The sequence below is a fragment of the Nocardia sp. NPDC051833 genome, from assembly GCF_040681225.1.
Classification (GTDB): Bacteria; Actinomycetota; Actinomycetes; order Mycobacteriales; family Mycobacteriaceae; genus Nocardia.
In genome coordinates this window covers 2,050,089-2,064,475 of record NZ_JBFAYK010000001.1, presented here as the reverse complement: position 1 = coordinate 2,064,475, position 14,387 = coordinate 2,050,089, and the positions used below count along the sequence as shown (strand labels likewise).

The window sequence follows — 14,387 nt, the reverse complement described above, 5'->3', positions numbered from 1 at the left end:
AGGCATGAGTTCTGCCCCTGTGACCTCGGATGACCGCCGGTTCGTGCTGACCCTGGGCTGCCCGGACCGGCCGGGCATCATCGCCCGGATCTCCTCGTTCATCGCCGAATTCGGCGGCTCGATCGTGGAGGCCGGCTACCACTCCGACGGTGACATCGGCTGGTTCTTCACCCGGCAGGCGGTCAAGGCCGCGACGGTGCCGTTCGGCATCGACGAGCTGCGCGCCCGCTTCGCCGAGGTGGCCGCCGAGTTCGGTCCGGAGACCGACTGGCAGCTGCACGACTCCGGGGCGCCGCGGCGGGCGGTGCTGCTGGTCAGCAAGGACGGCCACTGCCTGCACGACCTGCTCGGGCGCGCGGCCGCGGGCGAGCTGCCCGCCACCATCGAGGCCGTCATCGGCAACCACCCCGACCTGGCCGGGATGACCGAGGCGCACGGCGTGAAGTTCCACTACGTGCCGTTCCCGAAGGACCCGGCCGAGCGCGGCCCGGCCTTCGAGCAGGTTCGCGACCTCGTCGACGGGCACGATCCGCACGCCGTCGTGCTCGCCCGCTTCATGCAGGTGCTGCCCGCCGAGCTGTGCGAGCACTGGGCGGGCCGGGCGATCAACATCCACCACAGCTTCCTGCCGTCGTTCGTCGGCGCGCGCCCGTATCACCAGGCCTATGCCCGCGGCGTGAAGCTGATCGGCGCGACCTGCCACTACGTCACGGCCGAGCTGGACGCGGGGCCGATCATCGAGCAGGACGTCATCCGGGTCGACCACGCCGACGACGTGCGCGACATGGTGCGGCAGGGCCGCGATATCGAGCGGGTCGTGCTGGCCCGCGGCCTGCGCTGGCACCTGGAGGGCCGGGTGCTCGTGCACGGCCGCCGCACGGTCGTCTTCGAGTAGTCCTCAGAGGTCGTAGAACGGTGCCGGGTAACGGAATTCGCCGGTGACGGCCGGGTCGTAGGCCGTCAGCGGGCGCACCTGGAAGAACTCGGCCCAGTCGGCCTCGTCCGGCACGATGCCGAGCCGAGCGCCGGGCACGAATCCGAAGCGGGCGTAGTAGTCGGGGTTGCCGACCAGGCCGACCACCGATTCGTCGAGCGCGTCGGCCGCGCCGAGCGCGGCGTGCATCAGTGCCGAACCGACCCCGGTCTTCTGATGGTCGGGATCGACGCCGAGCGGGCCGAGCGCGAGCACCGGGAACGGGCCGATCCCGGCCCTGGTAAGGCACAGGTGCCCGACGACCGTCTCGTATTCGAGGGCGACCAGTGACAGCGTCGGCATCCACGATTCGTCGGTGCGCAGCGCGTCGACGAGTGCCACCTCGGGTGGTTCGGTGATCGACGGGTCGTCGGCGTAGTGGGGGGTGAAGGCGTCGCGGTGGATGGCGGCGATGGCCGCGGCGTCCGCAGGGGTCTCTCGACGGATCAGCACAATCGTCTCCGTATCCTCGGCGGCCGGCGCCGGTCGAAAACCGCCACGCTTAAGTCTCCCGGATTTGGGTAGACCCGCGCAACGCTGTTTACGTGGCGGCCTGCGCGGCGGCCGCCGTGTTGCGGTGTGTCATGCTCGAGTCCATGACCGTCTCGACACCGCTGACCCGGGCCGACGTGGCCGCGATGATCGATCACACCCTGCTCGCCCCCGAAGCCACTCCGGCCCAGGTCGAGGAGCTGATCGCCGAGGCGCGCAAGCTCGGCGTGTACGCGATCTGCGTGTCGCCCTCGATGCTGCCGGTGCGGGCTCCCGGGCTGGTCGTCGCGACCGTCGCCGGCTTCCCGTCCGGCAAACACCATTCGCTCGTCAAGGGTGCTGAAGCGCGTTTCGCGGTCGAGCAGGGGGCGGCCGAGGTCGACATGGTCATCGACGTGGGCGCCGCGCTGGCCGGTGACTTCAACGCCGTGCTCACCGACGTCATCACGGTGCGCGAGGCGACGACCGATCGCGGCGCGGTGCTCAAGGTGATCATCGAATCGGCCGCGCTCACCGACGAGGCGATCGTCGGCGCGTGCCGGGCCGCCGAGGAGGGCGGCGCCGATTTCGTGAAGACCTCCACCGGCTTCCACCCGGCGGGCGGGGCCAGCGTGCACGCGGTGCGGCTGATGGCCGAGACCGTCGGCGGCCGCCTCGGGGTCAAGGCCAGTGGCGGTATCCGCACCGCCGAGGACGCGGCCGCGATGATCGCGGCGGGCGCCACCCGGCTCGGGCTGTCCAAGTCCGCCGCGGTGCTCGACGGTTTCCCCGGCTGACGCCATCAGCAGGTGAATTCGGCCTGCTGACCGTTGGGCGCGGACTCGAGCGTGGTCTTGCCGCCCGCGAGCAGCACGGTGACGCCGTCGTCGGTGACCCGCACCTCCTGCGCCCGCAGGCCGAGCGGGTAGCTCTGCAGGCTCTGGGTGAAGGTCTCGACGATGCCCTGCACCAGGTCGGTGGGCAGGCCGATGCCGAGCAGCTGCGCCGACTTGGTCTCCACCACGACATTGCCGTCGCGGACCATCGGCTGCACCTGCAGCTGGGCCAGGCCGCCGATCACGTCGAGGGTGAGCACGCCGGTGGTGCGAGAGGAGGTCACGCCGCTGACCATGCCGCCGAGGGTCTGCTGGATGCCGTCGTTGTTCCAGGTCACCTCGGCCGAGGAGCTGCCGATGGTGCCGCCGCCGCGCCCGCGGTCGGTGAGCTCGATGTCGTCGAACTCCGCGTGCACCACCATGCCGACCGCGGGACCGAACTTGTTGTCCTCGCTGTCGATGGTGACCGAGCCGACCTTGCCGTCGAGGTAGGTGAGCAGCATCGGCTTCGGGCCGAAGCCCACGTCGATGCTCGAGCCCATCTGCTGCTCGAACGAGCTGCTGATGCAGCGCGAGATCTGATGGCGGGCATAGGCTTCGGTGCCCACGATCGCGGCCACCAGCAGCGCGGCGACCACGACCAAGGCGATCACCAGCGTGCGCCGACCTACCTTGGGGCGTTGGGGTGTCTGCGTGGTCATGGCATCGGATTCTTCCGGATCTTTCTGTGTCTGCTCTGAGGAGGGCGTGAAAGCCTTCGCAGCAAAGTGTGACCTGGAGCACTTCACCGGGCGTAGCCTTGATCCATGACTGGCGAGGGTGTGCGCCGGGTGCAGGGGACGGCGGATCATCGGTGGCGTGTGCTGCGGCGGCTCGCCGGTCGGCACGCGGGCTTCTTCACGACCCGTCAGGTGTTGCGAACCGGCTGTGAACTGCAGGTCAGAGCGGCGCTCGGGGACGGATCGGTGACCAGGGCCGGCGTCGGCATGATGCGGCTGGCGCAGTGGCGGGCCGGACCGCTCGACGAGTACGCGATGTGGGCGGCCTGGTTCGACGGCGCCGCGGCGGTGTCGTATCAGAGCGCGGCCGAGCTGCACGGGATCGGCCGGTTGCAGCCGCGGTTCCTGCATCTGTCGGTGTCGGCGGGGCGCCCGCCGGTGACGCCGCGCCTGGTGCTCACCCGGCGCAAGCTGGACGGGCCCGATGTCGAATCGGCCGGGCCGTTCCTGGTCACCACGCCGGTGCGTACCGTGCTCGATCTGGCCGAGACCGAGATCTCGCAGTCGGCGCTGGACGAGGTGGTGGCCGACGCGATCGCCATCCACCGCTGCGATATCGACGAGATCTGGTGGGGTGGACAGCAACTCGCCCCGCGCGCGGCCGCCCGGGTGCGCCGGGCGTTAACCGGCGTCTGACCAGCCGTTCGGCGCGACCACGGGCCACGGCACCGACAGCACGTTGTCGCGCATCCGGCGCCGGTACGCCCGCACCGGAAACCCGCTCTCGCGCAACAGCTCCGCCGCGCCACGCCAGCGGACGCGCGGACCGTACGGCGCCAGCGCCGCCACCCGGTCCCAGGCGCGGTCGGCCGCGGTGAGCAGCGCGTGCACCGGTTCGCCCGGAATGTTGCGGTGGATCAGCACTTTCGGGAGCCGCTCGGCGATATCGGACGGACGCTCGACGGTGAACGGGTCCCAGGCCAGCGTCAGCGACAGCGGGCGCTGCCGGTCGAGCAGCACCCAGGCGCAGCGGCGGCCGAGCTCGTCGCAGGTGCCGTCGACGAACAGGCCGCCGGGCGCGAGGTTCGACCGGATCCGCGCCCAGGCGTCGGGCACGGCGTCCTCCGGATACTGGCGCAGCACGTTGAACGCGCGGACCAGCACCGGGTGCAGCCCGGCCAGCTCGAAGCCGCCGCGGGCGAAGCGCACGCCGTCGCGGCCGTCGACGACCCGGGCCGGGTCGATCTCGAGCCCGACCACCCGCAGATCGGGACGGACGGTGCGCAGCCGGGCGGCCAGTTCGAACGTCGTCCATGGCGCGGCGCCGTAGCCGAGGTCGACGACCAGCGGATCGGCGGCCGCGCGCAGGCGGTCGGTCACCAGGTCGTCGTTGGTCAGCCAGCGGTCGCTGCGGCGCAGGCGGTTGACGCCGGTGGTGCCGCGGGTGATCGTGCCGACCGGTGCCGGTCGTTTGCGGTCCACGGCGGTCGTCTCTCCTGCGGGTGGGTCAGACCGACTTCTTCGCGGCGGCCTCTTCCAGCCAGCGCGAGGTCTCCTCCTGCTCGGCCCGGAACAGGTCGACCAGGTTCACCAGCATCAGCTGCTCCAGGCGCGGGCCGACCATCGGGATGAACACCTTGGCGGTGGGGGAGAACCGCATGGTGGCGCCGGTCTCGGTGGGGAACAGCCGGATGTCACCGGTGAGGCTGCCCGGACCGGCCGGGATGGACGCGGCGAAGCGGCCCTCGGTCTCGTCGTGGTCGAACCGGCCCCAGCTCTCCTTGCGGGTGATGACCATGTCCTTGCGCATCACCGTCTGGGCGATCTCGGGGAGCATCTCGCGCGGCAGGGTGTGCGCCAGCACCACCTCGATGCCGGAGTCGCTCACCTCGTGGCTGATCACCTCGTTGTGCGGGGAGTACTTCCGCATCTCGGCGACGCGCGCTTCCCAGTAATCCCTGCTCTGCAGCGCCGCGTAGAGCTCTTCGGTGGTGTGCAGCGGGTAGCGGGCGGAGTAGTCAAGTCGACGTGCCATGAGGGAACAGGTTACCGGGGCGCTCGAAACGGGCGCCCCGGGCCGGTGGCTGCGCGGGTCAGTGGGTGGCGAGCCACTGCTCGGTGAAGCCCGCCTCGTTGCCGAGCAGCTCGAGCAGGTGCTCGGAGATCGCGGCCTCGATCTTGCCGCCGAACAGCGGGATCTTCACCTCGATGGTGCCGCTGATCGTGACGACCGAGCCGGTGCCCTCGTCGGTCAGGGTGACGGTGGCGTTGACCTTCGCGGGCGCGCCGTCGACGTGGGCTTCGATGGTGCCGGTCGTGCCGGTGTAGCTCTCGGTGCGGGGGATCACCAGGTCGCCGGGGCGGACCGCGGTGATCGCGGGCGGCAGCTGATCGGCGGGGATCGACTGGACCATCTGCACGCGCACCTGGTCACCCGTGCCGCTGAAGGAATCCAGCCGGGCGCCGGGTCCGCCGACCTCTTCGATACGGGCCTTCCAGTACTGCTCGTCGGAGAACGCCGCGCGCACGGCCGCGACCGGCTTGGTGTAGCGAGCCGTGTACGCCAGAGGTGTAGCCATGCGCGACAGGCTACCGTCTTCAAACGTGGGAACAACACAGGTGGTGTCCGCCGATCAGGTGCGTGACCTCCTCGCCGATACCGGCGCGGTGGTGCGGGAATCGGTGCGTTTGTCCGAACTGACCACCCTGCGGGTCGGCGGGCCGGCGCTGGTCGCCGAGTGCGGCACCACGGAGGCGCTGATCGCCACGGTGTCGGCGCTGGACACGGCCGGTATCCGGGTGCTGCTGATCGCGGGTGGGTCGAACCTGCTCATCGACGACGCCGGCTTCGACGGGGTCGTCGTCCGGGTGGCGACCACCGACGTGCGGATCGGTGCCGACAGTGTGTTCGCGGAGGCGGGCGCCAACTGGGACGAGGTCGTCGCGGCGACGGTGGCGGCCGGCCTGGGCGGACTGGAATGCCTGTCGGGGATTCCCGGCTCGGCCGGGGCGACGCCGGTGCAGAACGTCGGCGCGTACGGCGCCGAGGTGTCCACGCTGCTGCGCCGGGTGCGGCTGCTCGACCGCACGACCGGTGAGGTCCGCTGGGCCGAGCCGGGCGAACTCGGCTTCGCCTACCGGACCAGCGTGCTCAAGCACAGTGACGTCGCGGTGGTGCTGGCGGTGGAATTCGGGCTCGACCCGTCCGGGCTGAGCGCGCCGCTGCGCTACGGCGAACTGGCCAAGGTGCTCGGCGCGGGCGACGGGGAGTCCCGCCCGGCCGCGGCGGTGCGCGCGGAGGTGCTGCGGCTGCGCGCCGGCAAGGGCATGGTGCTCGACTCCGCCGACCACGACACCTGGAGCGCCGGCTCGTTCTTCACCAACCCCGTCGTCGCCGAGGACCGGTTGCCGCAGGTCCTGGCGGCCATCACCGCGCACCTCGGCGAGGTGTCGGTGCCGACCTACCCCGCGCCCGACGGCACCAAGCTCTCGGCGGGCTGGCTGATCGAACGCGCCGGATTCGCCAAGGGCTTCCCCGGCGAGCAGGCCGCGGCCCGGCTCTCGACCAAGCACACCCTCGCGCTGACCAACCGCGGCGCGGCCACCGCCGCCGACATCGCCGCGCTGGCCCGCACGGTCCGCGCCGGCGTCGAGGACCGTTTCGGCGTGACGCTGGAACCGGAGCCGGTGACGGTCGGCCTCACCCTCTGAGCCCGGCGGCGCCGCGGTGCGGTCGGTAGCCCGGCGTACATTCGATGCCGTGAGCAAACCTTCGGTAACCGCCTCGTTGCGTGCGCGCGGGACGGCAGTTCGGCATGTCCGGCGCGCGTTGGCCGCCGACAGCGGTGGCGTGGGTGTTCGGCGCGGGCGCCCCGTGGTTGCGGTGATCTTGCTGGCGGCGCTGGTCGTGCTGACCGGCTGCACGATCGACCGGTCCGGCGGCGACGCCGCGCCGGCGGGGCCGGTCGCGCGGGTCACCATGACGCCTGCGGCGGGGGCGACCGATGTCGCGCCGGTCACCCCGGTGTCGGTGACAGTCGACGGCGGCCGGATCGACCAGATCGCGCTCACCAACGCCAACGGCAAGCAGGTCGCGGGCACCTTCGGCCCCGATCGCGCGAGCTACCAGGTCACCGAGCCGCTCGGCTACGACGCCACCTACACCTGGACCGGCACGGCGATCGGTACCGACGGCAAGCCCGTCCCGATCGACGGCACCTTCCGCACGCTGACACCGAAGTCCACGATCCCGGCCACGATCAATATCGGTGACGGCCAGGAGGTCGGCATCGCCGCTCCGATCATCATCAAGTTCACCGGCCCGGTGACGAACAAGGCAGCGGTGGAGAAGGCGCTCACCGTCACCACCGACCCGGGCACCGAGGGCTCGTGGGCGTGGCTGCCCGACGACGGCGGTTCGCGGGTGCACTGGCGGCCGAAGAACTACTGGACCCCCGGCACCACCGTGCACGTCGCGGCCAAGCTGTACGGCGTCGACCTCGGCGGCGGCGCGTACGGCGACTCCGACCTCACCTCCGACTTCACGATCGGCCGCAGCCAGATCGTCATCGCCAACGCCCCGAGCCATCGCATGCAGGTGGTTCGCGACGGCGTCACCGTCTTCGACTTCGCCGTGTCCTACGGCGAGGGCAACGAGCCGCGCAACGTCACCCGCTCGGGCACCCACGTGGTCACCGAGAAGTACGAGGACTTCATGATGTCGAATCCGCCGTACTACACCAACGTTCGCGAGCGCTGGGCCGTCCGGATCTCCAACAACGGCGAATTCATCCACGCCAATCCGGAATCCCTGTCCGCCCAGGGCTCGTCCAACGTGACCAACGGCTGCATCAACCTCTCACCCGCCGACGCCCAGGCCTACTTCCCGACCGCCCGCTACGGCGACCCGGTCGAGGTCACCGGCACCTCCATCGAGCTCTCCCAGGCCGACGGCGACATCTACGACTGGGCCATCGACTGGCCGACCTGGCAGTCCATGTCGGCGTTGCCCGCGGGGGCGCCCACCACTGGAGTGGCCGCGCCGCGGTAGGCCGCCCACGCTCTTCTCCGGCCTGCCCAACATGCCGATTTGCGAATAGTATTGGCCGGTGTGAGCACCTCTGGGGGGACCTCAAATCCGGGTGACGGCCTATCTGTCGTATCCGACCAGGTAAGCGGCCTCGGACAATATCTGTCCGATCTGGTCCAGACATTGAGATCGGCTGTCGATACCGCCGGGCGTGAGGTCGATGGCCTCGCAGACAGCTGGACCGGCACGGCCGCGAACTCCTTCAGCGATGAGTGGGCCGCTGTGTACGACGGGGGCACTCGGTTGCTGAATTCCCTGGCTGCCCTGGCTGGTTCGCTCGGTGTGACGGTCGACAGCTATCAGCGGCGCGACAACGACAACGCTGCCGAGCTGGGCACGGCGAGCCTGAATCTGTGAGCAGCAGATTTAGTGTCGACATCGATCGGCTGGAGCAGGTAGCCACCCAGTTGACCGGTTTGGCGGGGTACCTCGAGGACCAGCTCGACGGTCTCGACGGCCGGGTCGCCGCGGTTCTGGCGGATAGCTGGAGTGGCGTAGCCGCCGCGGCATTCGACGACGCCCAACGTCAATGGGTGGCCGCAGCAAGAGGATTCGTTGCTGACGTGCGGACAGCGGGCAATAAGGCGCAACAGGCGCGGGACCGCTATGTCGCAGCCGCCGATCTCAACCGTCAGATGTCATAGGGGCGGCTATGGGCTGGGACATCGATGCCAAGGACTACCAGAAGGCGGCGAAGGGGTGTCACGACCTGGCGACGACGGTCCTCTTCCGGGTCGGTGCGTTGCACAAGGAACTGACCGGATCGTGCACAGGAATGGCTGGCGACTACTCCACTTCGCAACAGTGGATTTCGGCGTACGAATCCGCAACCATCAAATGGGTTTCGACAGGAACCCTCCTTGCCGATGCGTTGACCCGGTATGGTGACGTGCTCGCGGCTATGGCATACAACTGGGATATCTCGAACCAGACTCTGCCGCATCCCGATCGTCCAGTTCCCTCTCCATCCAGTGGTAATCCGTACACGGAACAGCATATGGCCAAAGGGTCGAATGGTGATGGGATAGAAATCAAGGGCGTGGGGCTGTCGAAAGTTGAACCGATTCCCAACGGTGACATCGACAAACTTCGGCGGGCAAAGGATAGTGCGTGGCTGGAGCACGCCTTGCATCCTGATCTGGCGGATGCCGGAGATCGCATCAAGGAGATCGGTTACAATTTTGACTATTCGACCGAGGCCAATGTCGAAGACATTCTGGTGCGATTGAAGACGCTCCAGGAGGCGGCGATTGGTATTGCCGGTGCCTCCAAGATCATCGAGTTCTCTGTTGGCGACTATCGCGATACGCTGGAGAAGCTGCGTACCTCGATAAAAGCTCGACTGGAGGCCGCGATTTCGAGTGTGACGGTCACGATCGAATCGGCCAAGGTAGTGGTCAAATGTGCCGCACCGATCTTCAGTAAGGATCTAGAGGATCCGGTCTACCTGACGGTGACGGCCAGCCGCTTCGTCGTCGTGGTGACCAGCCTGCCGTTCGCTGCATTGCCAGACCTGGACTTCCACTCCTCGCAGTTGCGTAACATCATAGCGTTGCCGATCGTATTGATGGAGGACGATTCCGACTCGGGCGAAAAGCCTGGTGGCGAAAATGATATTCCGGCACCCATAATGACGACTGCGAGTGAGCGGTATGTGCGGGACAAGCATTATCCGAATGGCCCACTCAATACGGACCGGAAGAGCACGTTCTACGCCACCGAAGACCCCTACAAGCTAGTCGAGGCTGCGAAGAACAGTCCGGCGATCTATCAGGGTAACGGCACATACCGACGGGAGGTCACGGTGCCCGACCGATATATCGGCAACGAGTCGAAGATGCTTGGCGGTGCTGCGACGCAGCGGTATATCGTCGTGCAAGACAGGTTCGGTGCGATAATTACGATGCACCCAGAGGGAGACGGGTAGTGATCAAGTGGCTCTAGACATCGTTGTGCAGGACATGAACCACGCCGAAATGCAGCGCTTCGGTGACGATGCGGATGAAACGTTGTTCCGGCTGTGCGCGGCCCAGCCCGAGACCAGTTGGCTGCGGGGGGTCTATCGCTACGCCGACACCATGTTCAACCGGCACCAACTCGAAATGATTCTCGATCAAATCGAGCGGATCGAGGTGGGGACCGATGCCGAGCGGGCGGCTGTCGATCTGCTGCGTCGGACGGCGTCGATCGCGCTGCGCGCCAACGGATATCTCCTGTTCATCGGTGACTGACAGCCCTCGTGAAGTCAGGCCGGGGCGGGGACGCGGGTGGGCCAGCGGCTGTGGTTAATGTCGATGACGTAGGGGTGGGTGTGTTGGAAGCGGCCGGGGGTGATTTCGACGGCATCGGTGAGGATGGCCGGGTCGACGGTGCCGAGCTCGTGGATGTGGGTGATCTCGGTGGGATCCTGGCGGGGCCACAGCCGGATCGCCGCGACGGCGCCGAGGGCGGCGATGACCGACAGGGTGACCCAGGTGGTGGTGAAGCCGGCGGTGGTGGCCAGCCAGCCGGTGATCGGGTAGGTGATCAACCAGGCGAGGTGCGACAGGGAGAACTGGGCGGCGAAGATGGCCGGGCGATCCTCGGGCTGGGCCGAGCGGCGCAGGACGCGGCCCGTTGGCGTGAGGACCAGGGCGGTGCCGACGCCGATGGTTGCCCAGGTGGCCAGGGCGGCGGCCCAGCTCCAGTCGCCGATGCTCGTGGTCGACAGCGTGATCGCGGCGACGAGGCCGGTGACCAGCACGGCCGCGCCGGACAGCATCACCGGACGTTCACCGCGCCGGTCCAGGATCTTGGGCAGGGTCAGCGCGACGAGCATCGTGCCGAAGCCGTTGGCGGCCAGCAGCAGCGCCACGCCGGACTGATCGCCGCCGAGCACGTCGCGGGCGTAGTTGACGGTGTTGACCATGACCACCGAGCCGGCGGCCGCGACCACCAGGTTCAGGCCGAGCAGGCCGCGCAGTCGCGGGGTCGCCACGAACAGCCGCAGGCCGGCGGCGAGCCGCTGCCCGATCGCGCCGTCGCCCACCACCGCGTTCGGGATGCGCGCCGCCAGTACCAGGGCGACCGAGACCGCGAAGCCGATACCGGTGCCGACGAACAGCCAGTGGAAGCTGATCACGCTCAGCGCCAGCGCCGCCAGCATCGGGCTGAGCAGGGTTTCCATGGTCGCGGCCAGCTGGGCGGCCGAGAGCGCCTTCGTGTAGTCGCGCTCGTCGGGCAGGATGTCCGGCAGCACGGCCTGGTAGGTGGGGGTGTAGGCGGCCGAGGCGATCTGCAACAGGGTGATCAGCACGTAGATCTGCCAGATCTGGTCGACGAACGGCAGCGCCAGCACGATGCCGCCGCGAATGCCGTTGAGCGCCATCAGGAATTGCCTGCGCGGTAGGAGCCCCGCGTAGGCGCCCGCGATCGGGGCGACGATGACGTAGGCGACCATCTTCAGCGTCAGCGCGGTGCCGAGCACGATCGCGGCGTTGCCGCCCGCCAGCTCGTAGGCGAGCAGGCCGAGGGCGACCGTGGTGAGCCCGGTCCCGAACAGGGCCGCGACCTGCGCCGTGAACAGCAGGCGGTAGTCCCGGTGGGCGAACAGTGAGGTGGTCATGATGGTCGTCCCTCCCGGACATGCATGGTCTGTTATCTGCGTACTGATGCAACTATATACCCATGGGGGGTATTCCGGTCAAGGGGTGGGAAGTCTCCGCTTGACCTGAAGGGAAGTTGAGGTAGCACCGTTGTGCGCAGCGGCGGCCACGCGGCCGCCACCTAGTCGGAGGAACACATGAGCGCCACGGTTGAGCACGCCCGCACCGCCATTCGCCCGCTGCGGGTCGTCGTCGTCATCGGCAGTACCAGGGAGGGGCGCTTCGGTCCCACGGTCGCCGACTGGTTCGTCCGGCTGGCGTCGCTGCGCGACACGATCGAGGTCGACGTGGTCGACACCGGTCGGGTCGAACTGCCCAGCGCCTTCGGCGCCACCGCCGAGCATCCGTCCGTGGCCGAGGCCACCGGCAAGCTCGCCCGCGCCGACGCCTTCGTCGTGGTGACACCCGAGTACAACCACAGCTACCCGGGCACCCTCAAGAACCTGATCGACACCCACCACACCGAGTGGCAGGCGAAACCGGTCGGCTTCGTCTCCTACGGCGGCATCTCCGGTGGGCTGCGGGCCGTGGAACACCTGCGGCCGGTCTTCGCCGAACTGCACGCGGTCACCGTCCGCGACTCGGTCGCCCTCCCCAACCCCTGGGGCAGATTCGACGACGCGGGCGCGCTGACCGATCCGGACGCCGCCGAAGCCGCCGCCGCGGTCCTGCTCGACCAGCTGATCTGGTGGGCCGAAGCCCTGCGCGCCGCCCGCGCCGTCCGCCCGTACGGGAAGTGATCGCCGTGCTGACCAGGACCGCGACCGCCCCGCCCGGCACCCGCGACCCCATGCGCATCGCGCTGGTGCTGGTGGTCGGGATGATCATGGCGACGCTCGACCAGACGATCGTCAACGTCGCCATCAACAAGCTCTCCGTCGAGTTCGACGCGGGACTGAGCACGATCCAGTGGGTGGCCACCGGCTACTCGCTCGCCCTCGGCGCCGTGGTGCCGACCTCGGCCTGGCTGGTCGGCCGCTTCGGCGCCAAGCGGCTGTATCTGACGGCGATCGCCGCGTTCGCGGTCGGCTCGGTGCTGGCGGGGCTGGCCTGGAACATCGAGTCGCTCATCGCGTTCCGGCTGGTGCAGGGCGCGAGCGGCGGCCTGCTGATGCCGGTCGCGATGACGATTCTGCTGCGCGCGGCCGGACCGGAGCGGCTGGGGCGCCTGATGAGCACCCTCGGCCTGGCGATCCTGGTCGGCCCGCTGCTGGGTCCGGTGATCGGCGGCTACCTCATCGACGAGGTGTCCTGGCGCTGGATGTTCTTCCTGAACCTGCCGCTGGGCGCGCTGGTGCTGGTGCTTGCGGCCAGGGTGGTGCCCGACGACGCGCCGGAGCCGCCGCGGCCGCTCGACGTGATCGGCCTGCTGCTGATGTCGCCGGGCCTGGCGCTGGTGATCTACGGCGTGACCGCCGCGGGGGAGAACGCCGGCTTCGTCTCGGCGTCGGTGCTGGTGCCGCTGCTGGCGGGCGCCGGGCTCATCGTCGCGTTCGTGCTGCGCTCGCTGAGCACGCCGGTGCCGCTGCTGGATCTGCGGGTCCTCGGCAACCGCACGACCGGGATCTCCGCGACCCTGCTCGCGCTGTTCGCGAGCGGCTACTTCGGGTCGATGCTGTTGCTGCCGCTGTACTTCCAGGTGGTTCGCGGTGAATCGGCCCTGGTGGCGGGCGCGCTCGGGATTCCGTTCGCGCTGGCGTCGGGCGCCACCATGCAGGTGGCGGGCCGGTTGATCGATCGGATTCCGCCCGGTCGCTACCTGCCGGTGTCGATCACGGTGGCGCTCACGGGTTTCGTGCTGTTCGTGCTCCAGCTCGACGCGGACGCGCCGTACTGGGCGCTCGGCCTGACCATGCTGCTGATGGGCGCCGGTGGCGGCGGCACCATGATGCCGGTGATCACCACCGCCACCCGGCCGCTGAGCCGGGAACAGCAGCCGGCCGGGTCGACGGTGCTGAACATGATCAGCACCACCGCCATGGCGGTCGGCACCGCGGTGAGCTCGGTGACACTGGGTGCGCTGCTCCCGGTGACCGGCGGGCTCCAGGCCCTGCACGGCATGGACCAGGTCGAACGCGCCGAGCTGGCCCCGGCCCTGGCCGAGGCGTTCCAGCACACCTACTGGATCGCCCCGGTCATGATCGCGCTGGCGATGATCCCGGCGCTACTGCTGCCGCGTCGCTAGGCGGACTCGCTCGCGCGTTCCTTGCTCAGCGTCTCGGTCTGATCGGTGTTGAGCCCCTGCTGCTTGGCCAGCAGGTCGCGGATCTCGATGAGCAGCTCGGTCTCGGTGGGCTCGGCCGCCTTGGTGGTGCCGAAGCGGTTCTTCAGCGACTTCATCGGGAGCATCAGCACGAAGTACAGCACCGCGGCGACCATGAAGAAGTCGATGAACGCGGTGATGATCGGGCCGAGCGCGATGAAGGTGGCCGGCTTGTCGGCGATCAGCTGGACGCCGAGGCCCAGCTCGTTGGACGAGCCGAACACCGCGAGCAGCGGGTTGACGATGCCCTTGGTGAACGAGGTGACGACGGCGGTGAAGGCGGTGCCCATGACCACCGCGACCGCCAGATCGATGACGTTTCCGCGCATCAGGAAGTCTTTGAACCCGTCGAACACGGACTTGATACTGCGCATCGGTGGAGCACTCCTAAG

18 protein-coding genes are annotated in these 14,387 nt (G+C 68.9%); 11 read left to right on the top strand and 7 right to left on the bottom strand.

Features of this window, described 5'->3' with window-relative positions:
• Window positions 1-4 precede the first annotated feature (4 nt).
• Window positions 5-895, top strand: coding sequence for a formyltetrahydrofolate deformylase (gene purU / locus AB0L91_RS09160; RefSeq protein ID WP_357342490.1), 891 nt, complete (start codon window positions 5-7; stop codon window positions 893-895).
• 3 nt (window positions 896-898) lie between these two features.
• Here purU and AB0L91_RS09155 read toward each other — a convergent pair whose 3' ends face one another.
• Window positions 899-1,426: an N-acetyltransferase gene (locus tag AB0L91_RS09155; protein ID WP_355274098.1), complete on the bottom strand. Its 528-nt coding sequence runs from the start codon at window positions 1,424-1,426 to the stop codon at window positions 899-901.
• A gap of 143 nt (window positions 1,427-1,569) precedes the next feature.
• Here AB0L91_RS09155 and deoC point away from each other — a divergent pair, with 143 nt between their 5' ends.
• Entirely contained in the window at window positions 1,570-2,241 is a 672-nt protein-coding gene (gene deoC, locus AB0L91_RS09150) for a deoxyribose-phosphate aldolase (protein WP_365008502.1), read from the top strand.
• 5 nt (window positions 2,242-2,246) lie between these two features.
• Here the strand turns inward: deoC and AB0L91_RS09145 are convergent, their stop codons facing one another.
• A complete protein-coding gene (locus AB0L91_RS09145; RefSeq protein WP_365008500.1) occupies window positions 2,247-2,981 on the bottom strand; it encodes a DUF2993 domain-containing protein in 735 nt (244 codons plus the stop codon).
• 105 nt (window positions 2,982-3,086) lie between these two features.
• Here AB0L91_RS09145 and AB0L91_RS09140 point away from each other — a divergent pair, with 105 nt between their 5' ends.
• Window positions 3,087-3,695, top strand: coding sequence for a hypothetical protein (locus AB0L91_RS09140; RefSeq protein WP_355274089.1), 609 nt, complete (start codon window positions 3,087-3,089; stop codon window positions 3,693-3,695).
• Here the strand turns inward: AB0L91_RS09140 and AB0L91_RS09135 are convergent.
• Genes AB0L91_RS09135 through AB0L91_RS09125 form a run of 3 tightly spaced genes read right to left on the bottom strand, consistent with a single transcriptional unit; the run spans window position 3,681 to window position 5,578 of the window.
• Window positions 3,681-4,481 carry a class I SAM-dependent methyltransferase gene (locus tag AB0L91_RS09135; protein WP_355274086.1) on the bottom strand — a complete coding sequence of 267 codons (801 nt, stop codon included), beginning with the start codon at window positions 4,479-4,481 and terminating at the stop codon, window positions 3,681-3,683. The genes AB0L91_RS09140 and AB0L91_RS09135 overlap by 15 nt on opposite strands.
• Window positions 4,482-4,506: 25 nt before the next feature.
• Window positions 4,507-5,034 (bottom strand): DUF2505 domain-containing protein, encoded by a 528-nt coding sequence (locus tag AB0L91_RS09130; protein ID WP_365008496.1) that lies wholly within the window; start codon window positions 5,032-5,034, stop codon window positions 4,507-4,509.
• 58 nt (window positions 5,035-5,092) lie between these two features.
• Complete coding sequence (locus AB0L91_RS09125) at window positions 5,093-5,578, bottom strand: DUF2505 domain-containing protein (protein WP_365008494.1); 486 nt, start codon at window positions 5,576-5,578, stop codon at window positions 5,093-5,095.
• Window positions 5,579-5,618: 40 nt separating this feature from the next.
• Between AB0L91_RS09125 and AB0L91_RS09120 the strand changes: the two genes are divergently transcribed.
• The 6 genes from AB0L91_RS09120 to AB0L91_RS09095 all read left to right on the top strand — a co-directional run bounded on the left by AB0L91_RS09120 (window position 5,619) and on the right by AB0L91_RS09095 (window position 10,319).
• Entirely contained in the window at window positions 5,619-6,710 is a 1,092-nt protein-coding gene (locus AB0L91_RS09120) for a UDP-N-acetylmuramate dehydrogenase (RefSeq protein WP_365011227.1), read from the top strand.
• Window positions 6,711-6,873: 163 nt separating this feature from the next.
• Entirely contained in the window at window positions 6,874-8,049 is a 1,176-nt protein-coding gene (locus tag AB0L91_RS09115) for an Ig-like domain-containing protein (RefSeq protein WP_365008493.1), read from the top strand.
• 60 nt (window positions 8,050-8,109) lie between these two features.
• Window positions 8,110-8,445 (top strand): WXG100 family type VII secretion target, encoded by a 336-nt coding sequence (locus AB0L91_RS09110; RefSeq protein ID WP_365008491.1) that lies wholly within the window; start codon window positions 8,110-8,112, stop codon window positions 8,443-8,445.
• A complete protein-coding gene (locus AB0L91_RS09105; RefSeq protein ID WP_365008489.1) occupies window positions 8,442-8,732 on the top strand; it encodes a WXG100 family type VII secretion target in 291 nt (96 codons plus the stop codon). The genes AB0L91_RS09110 and AB0L91_RS09105 overlap by 4 nt, the downstream gene beginning before the upstream one ends.
• A gap of 8 nt (window positions 8,733-8,740) precedes the next feature.
• Complete coding sequence (locus AB0L91_RS09100; protein ID WP_365008488.1) at window positions 8,741-10,015, top strand: hypothetical protein; 1,275 nt, start codon at window positions 8,741-8,743, stop codon at window positions 10,013-10,015.
• 7 nt (window positions 10,016-10,022) lie between these two features.
• Complete coding sequence (locus tag AB0L91_RS09095) at window positions 10,023-10,319, top strand: hypothetical protein (protein ID WP_365008487.1); 297 nt, start codon at window positions 10,023-10,025, stop codon at window positions 10,317-10,319.
• A gap of 14 nt (window positions 10,320-10,333) precedes the next feature.
• Here AB0L91_RS09095 and AB0L91_RS09090 read toward each other — a convergent pair whose 3' ends face one another.
• Window positions 10,334-11,692: an MFS transporter gene (locus AB0L91_RS09090; protein WP_365008484.1), complete on the bottom strand. Its 1,359-nt coding sequence runs from the start codon at window positions 11,690-11,692 to the stop codon at window positions 10,334-10,336.
• Between the two features lie 177 nt (window positions 11,693-11,869).
• Between AB0L91_RS09090 and AB0L91_RS09085 the strand changes: the two genes are divergently transcribed.
• Together AB0L91_RS09085 and AB0L91_RS09080 are read left to right on the top strand one after the other, a co-directional pair.
• On the top strand, window positions 11,870-12,472 hold the full coding sequence (locus AB0L91_RS09085) for an NAD(P)H-dependent oxidoreductase (protein WP_357342496.1): 603 nt from the start codon (window positions 11,870-11,872) through the stop codon (window positions 12,470-12,472).
• A 5-nt stretch (window positions 12,473-12,477) separates the two neighbouring features.
• On the top strand, window positions 12,478-13,917 hold the full coding sequence (locus AB0L91_RS09080) for a DHA2 family efflux MFS transporter permease subunit (RefSeq protein ID WP_365008482.1): 1,440 nt from the start codon (window positions 12,478-12,480) through the stop codon (window positions 13,915-13,917).
• Here the strand turns inward: AB0L91_RS09080 and mscL are convergent.
• Window positions 13,914-14,351, bottom strand: a complete 438-nt coding sequence (gene mscL / locus AB0L91_RS09075) for a large conductance mechanosensitive channel protein MscL (protein ID WP_357344183.1) — start codon at window positions 14,349-14,351, stop codon at window positions 13,914-13,916. The genes AB0L91_RS09080 and mscL overlap by 4 nt on opposite strands.
• Window positions 14,352-14,387 lie beyond the last annotated feature (36 nt).

What these genes read in the sequence shown, in the direction of transcription:
- purU (WP_357342490.1), top strand. Translation starts at nt 5, where the DNA reads ATGAGTTCTGCCCCTGTGACCTCGGATGACCGCCGGTTCGTGCTGACC.
- deoC (WP_365008502.1), top strand. Translation starts at nt 1,570, where the DNA reads ATGACCGTCTCGACACCGCTGACCCGGGCCGACGTGGCCGCGATGATC.
- AB0L91_RS09145 (WP_365008500.1), bottom strand. Translation starts at nt 2,981, where the DNA reads ATGACCACGCAGACACCCCAACGCCCCAAGGTAGGTCGGCGCACGCTG.
- AB0L91_RS09140 (WP_355274089.1), top strand. Translation starts at nt 3,087, where the DNA reads ATGACTGGCGAGGGTGTGCGCCGGGTGCAGGGGACGGCGGATCATCGG.
- AB0L91_RS09130 (WP_365008496.1), bottom strand. Translation starts at nt 5,034, where the DNA reads ATGGCACGTCGACTTGACTACTCCGCCCGCTACCCGCTGCACACCACC.
- AB0L91_RS09125 (WP_365008494.1), bottom strand. Translation starts at nt 5,578, where the DNA reads ATGGCTACACCTCTGGCGTACACGGCTCGCTACACCAAGCCGGTCGCG.
- AB0L91_RS09100 (WP_365008488.1), top strand. Translation starts at nt 8,741, where the DNA reads ATGGGCTGGGACATCGATGCCAAGGACTACCAGAAGGCGGCGAAGGGG.
- AB0L91_RS09090 (WP_365008484.1), bottom strand. Translation starts at nt 11,692, where the DNA reads ATGACCACCTCACTGTTCGCCCACCGGGACTACCGCCTGCTGTTCACG.
- AB0L91_RS09085 (WP_357342496.1), top strand. Translation starts at nt 11,870, where the DNA reads ATGAGCGCCACGGTTGAGCACGCCCGCACCGCCATTCGCCCGCTGCGG.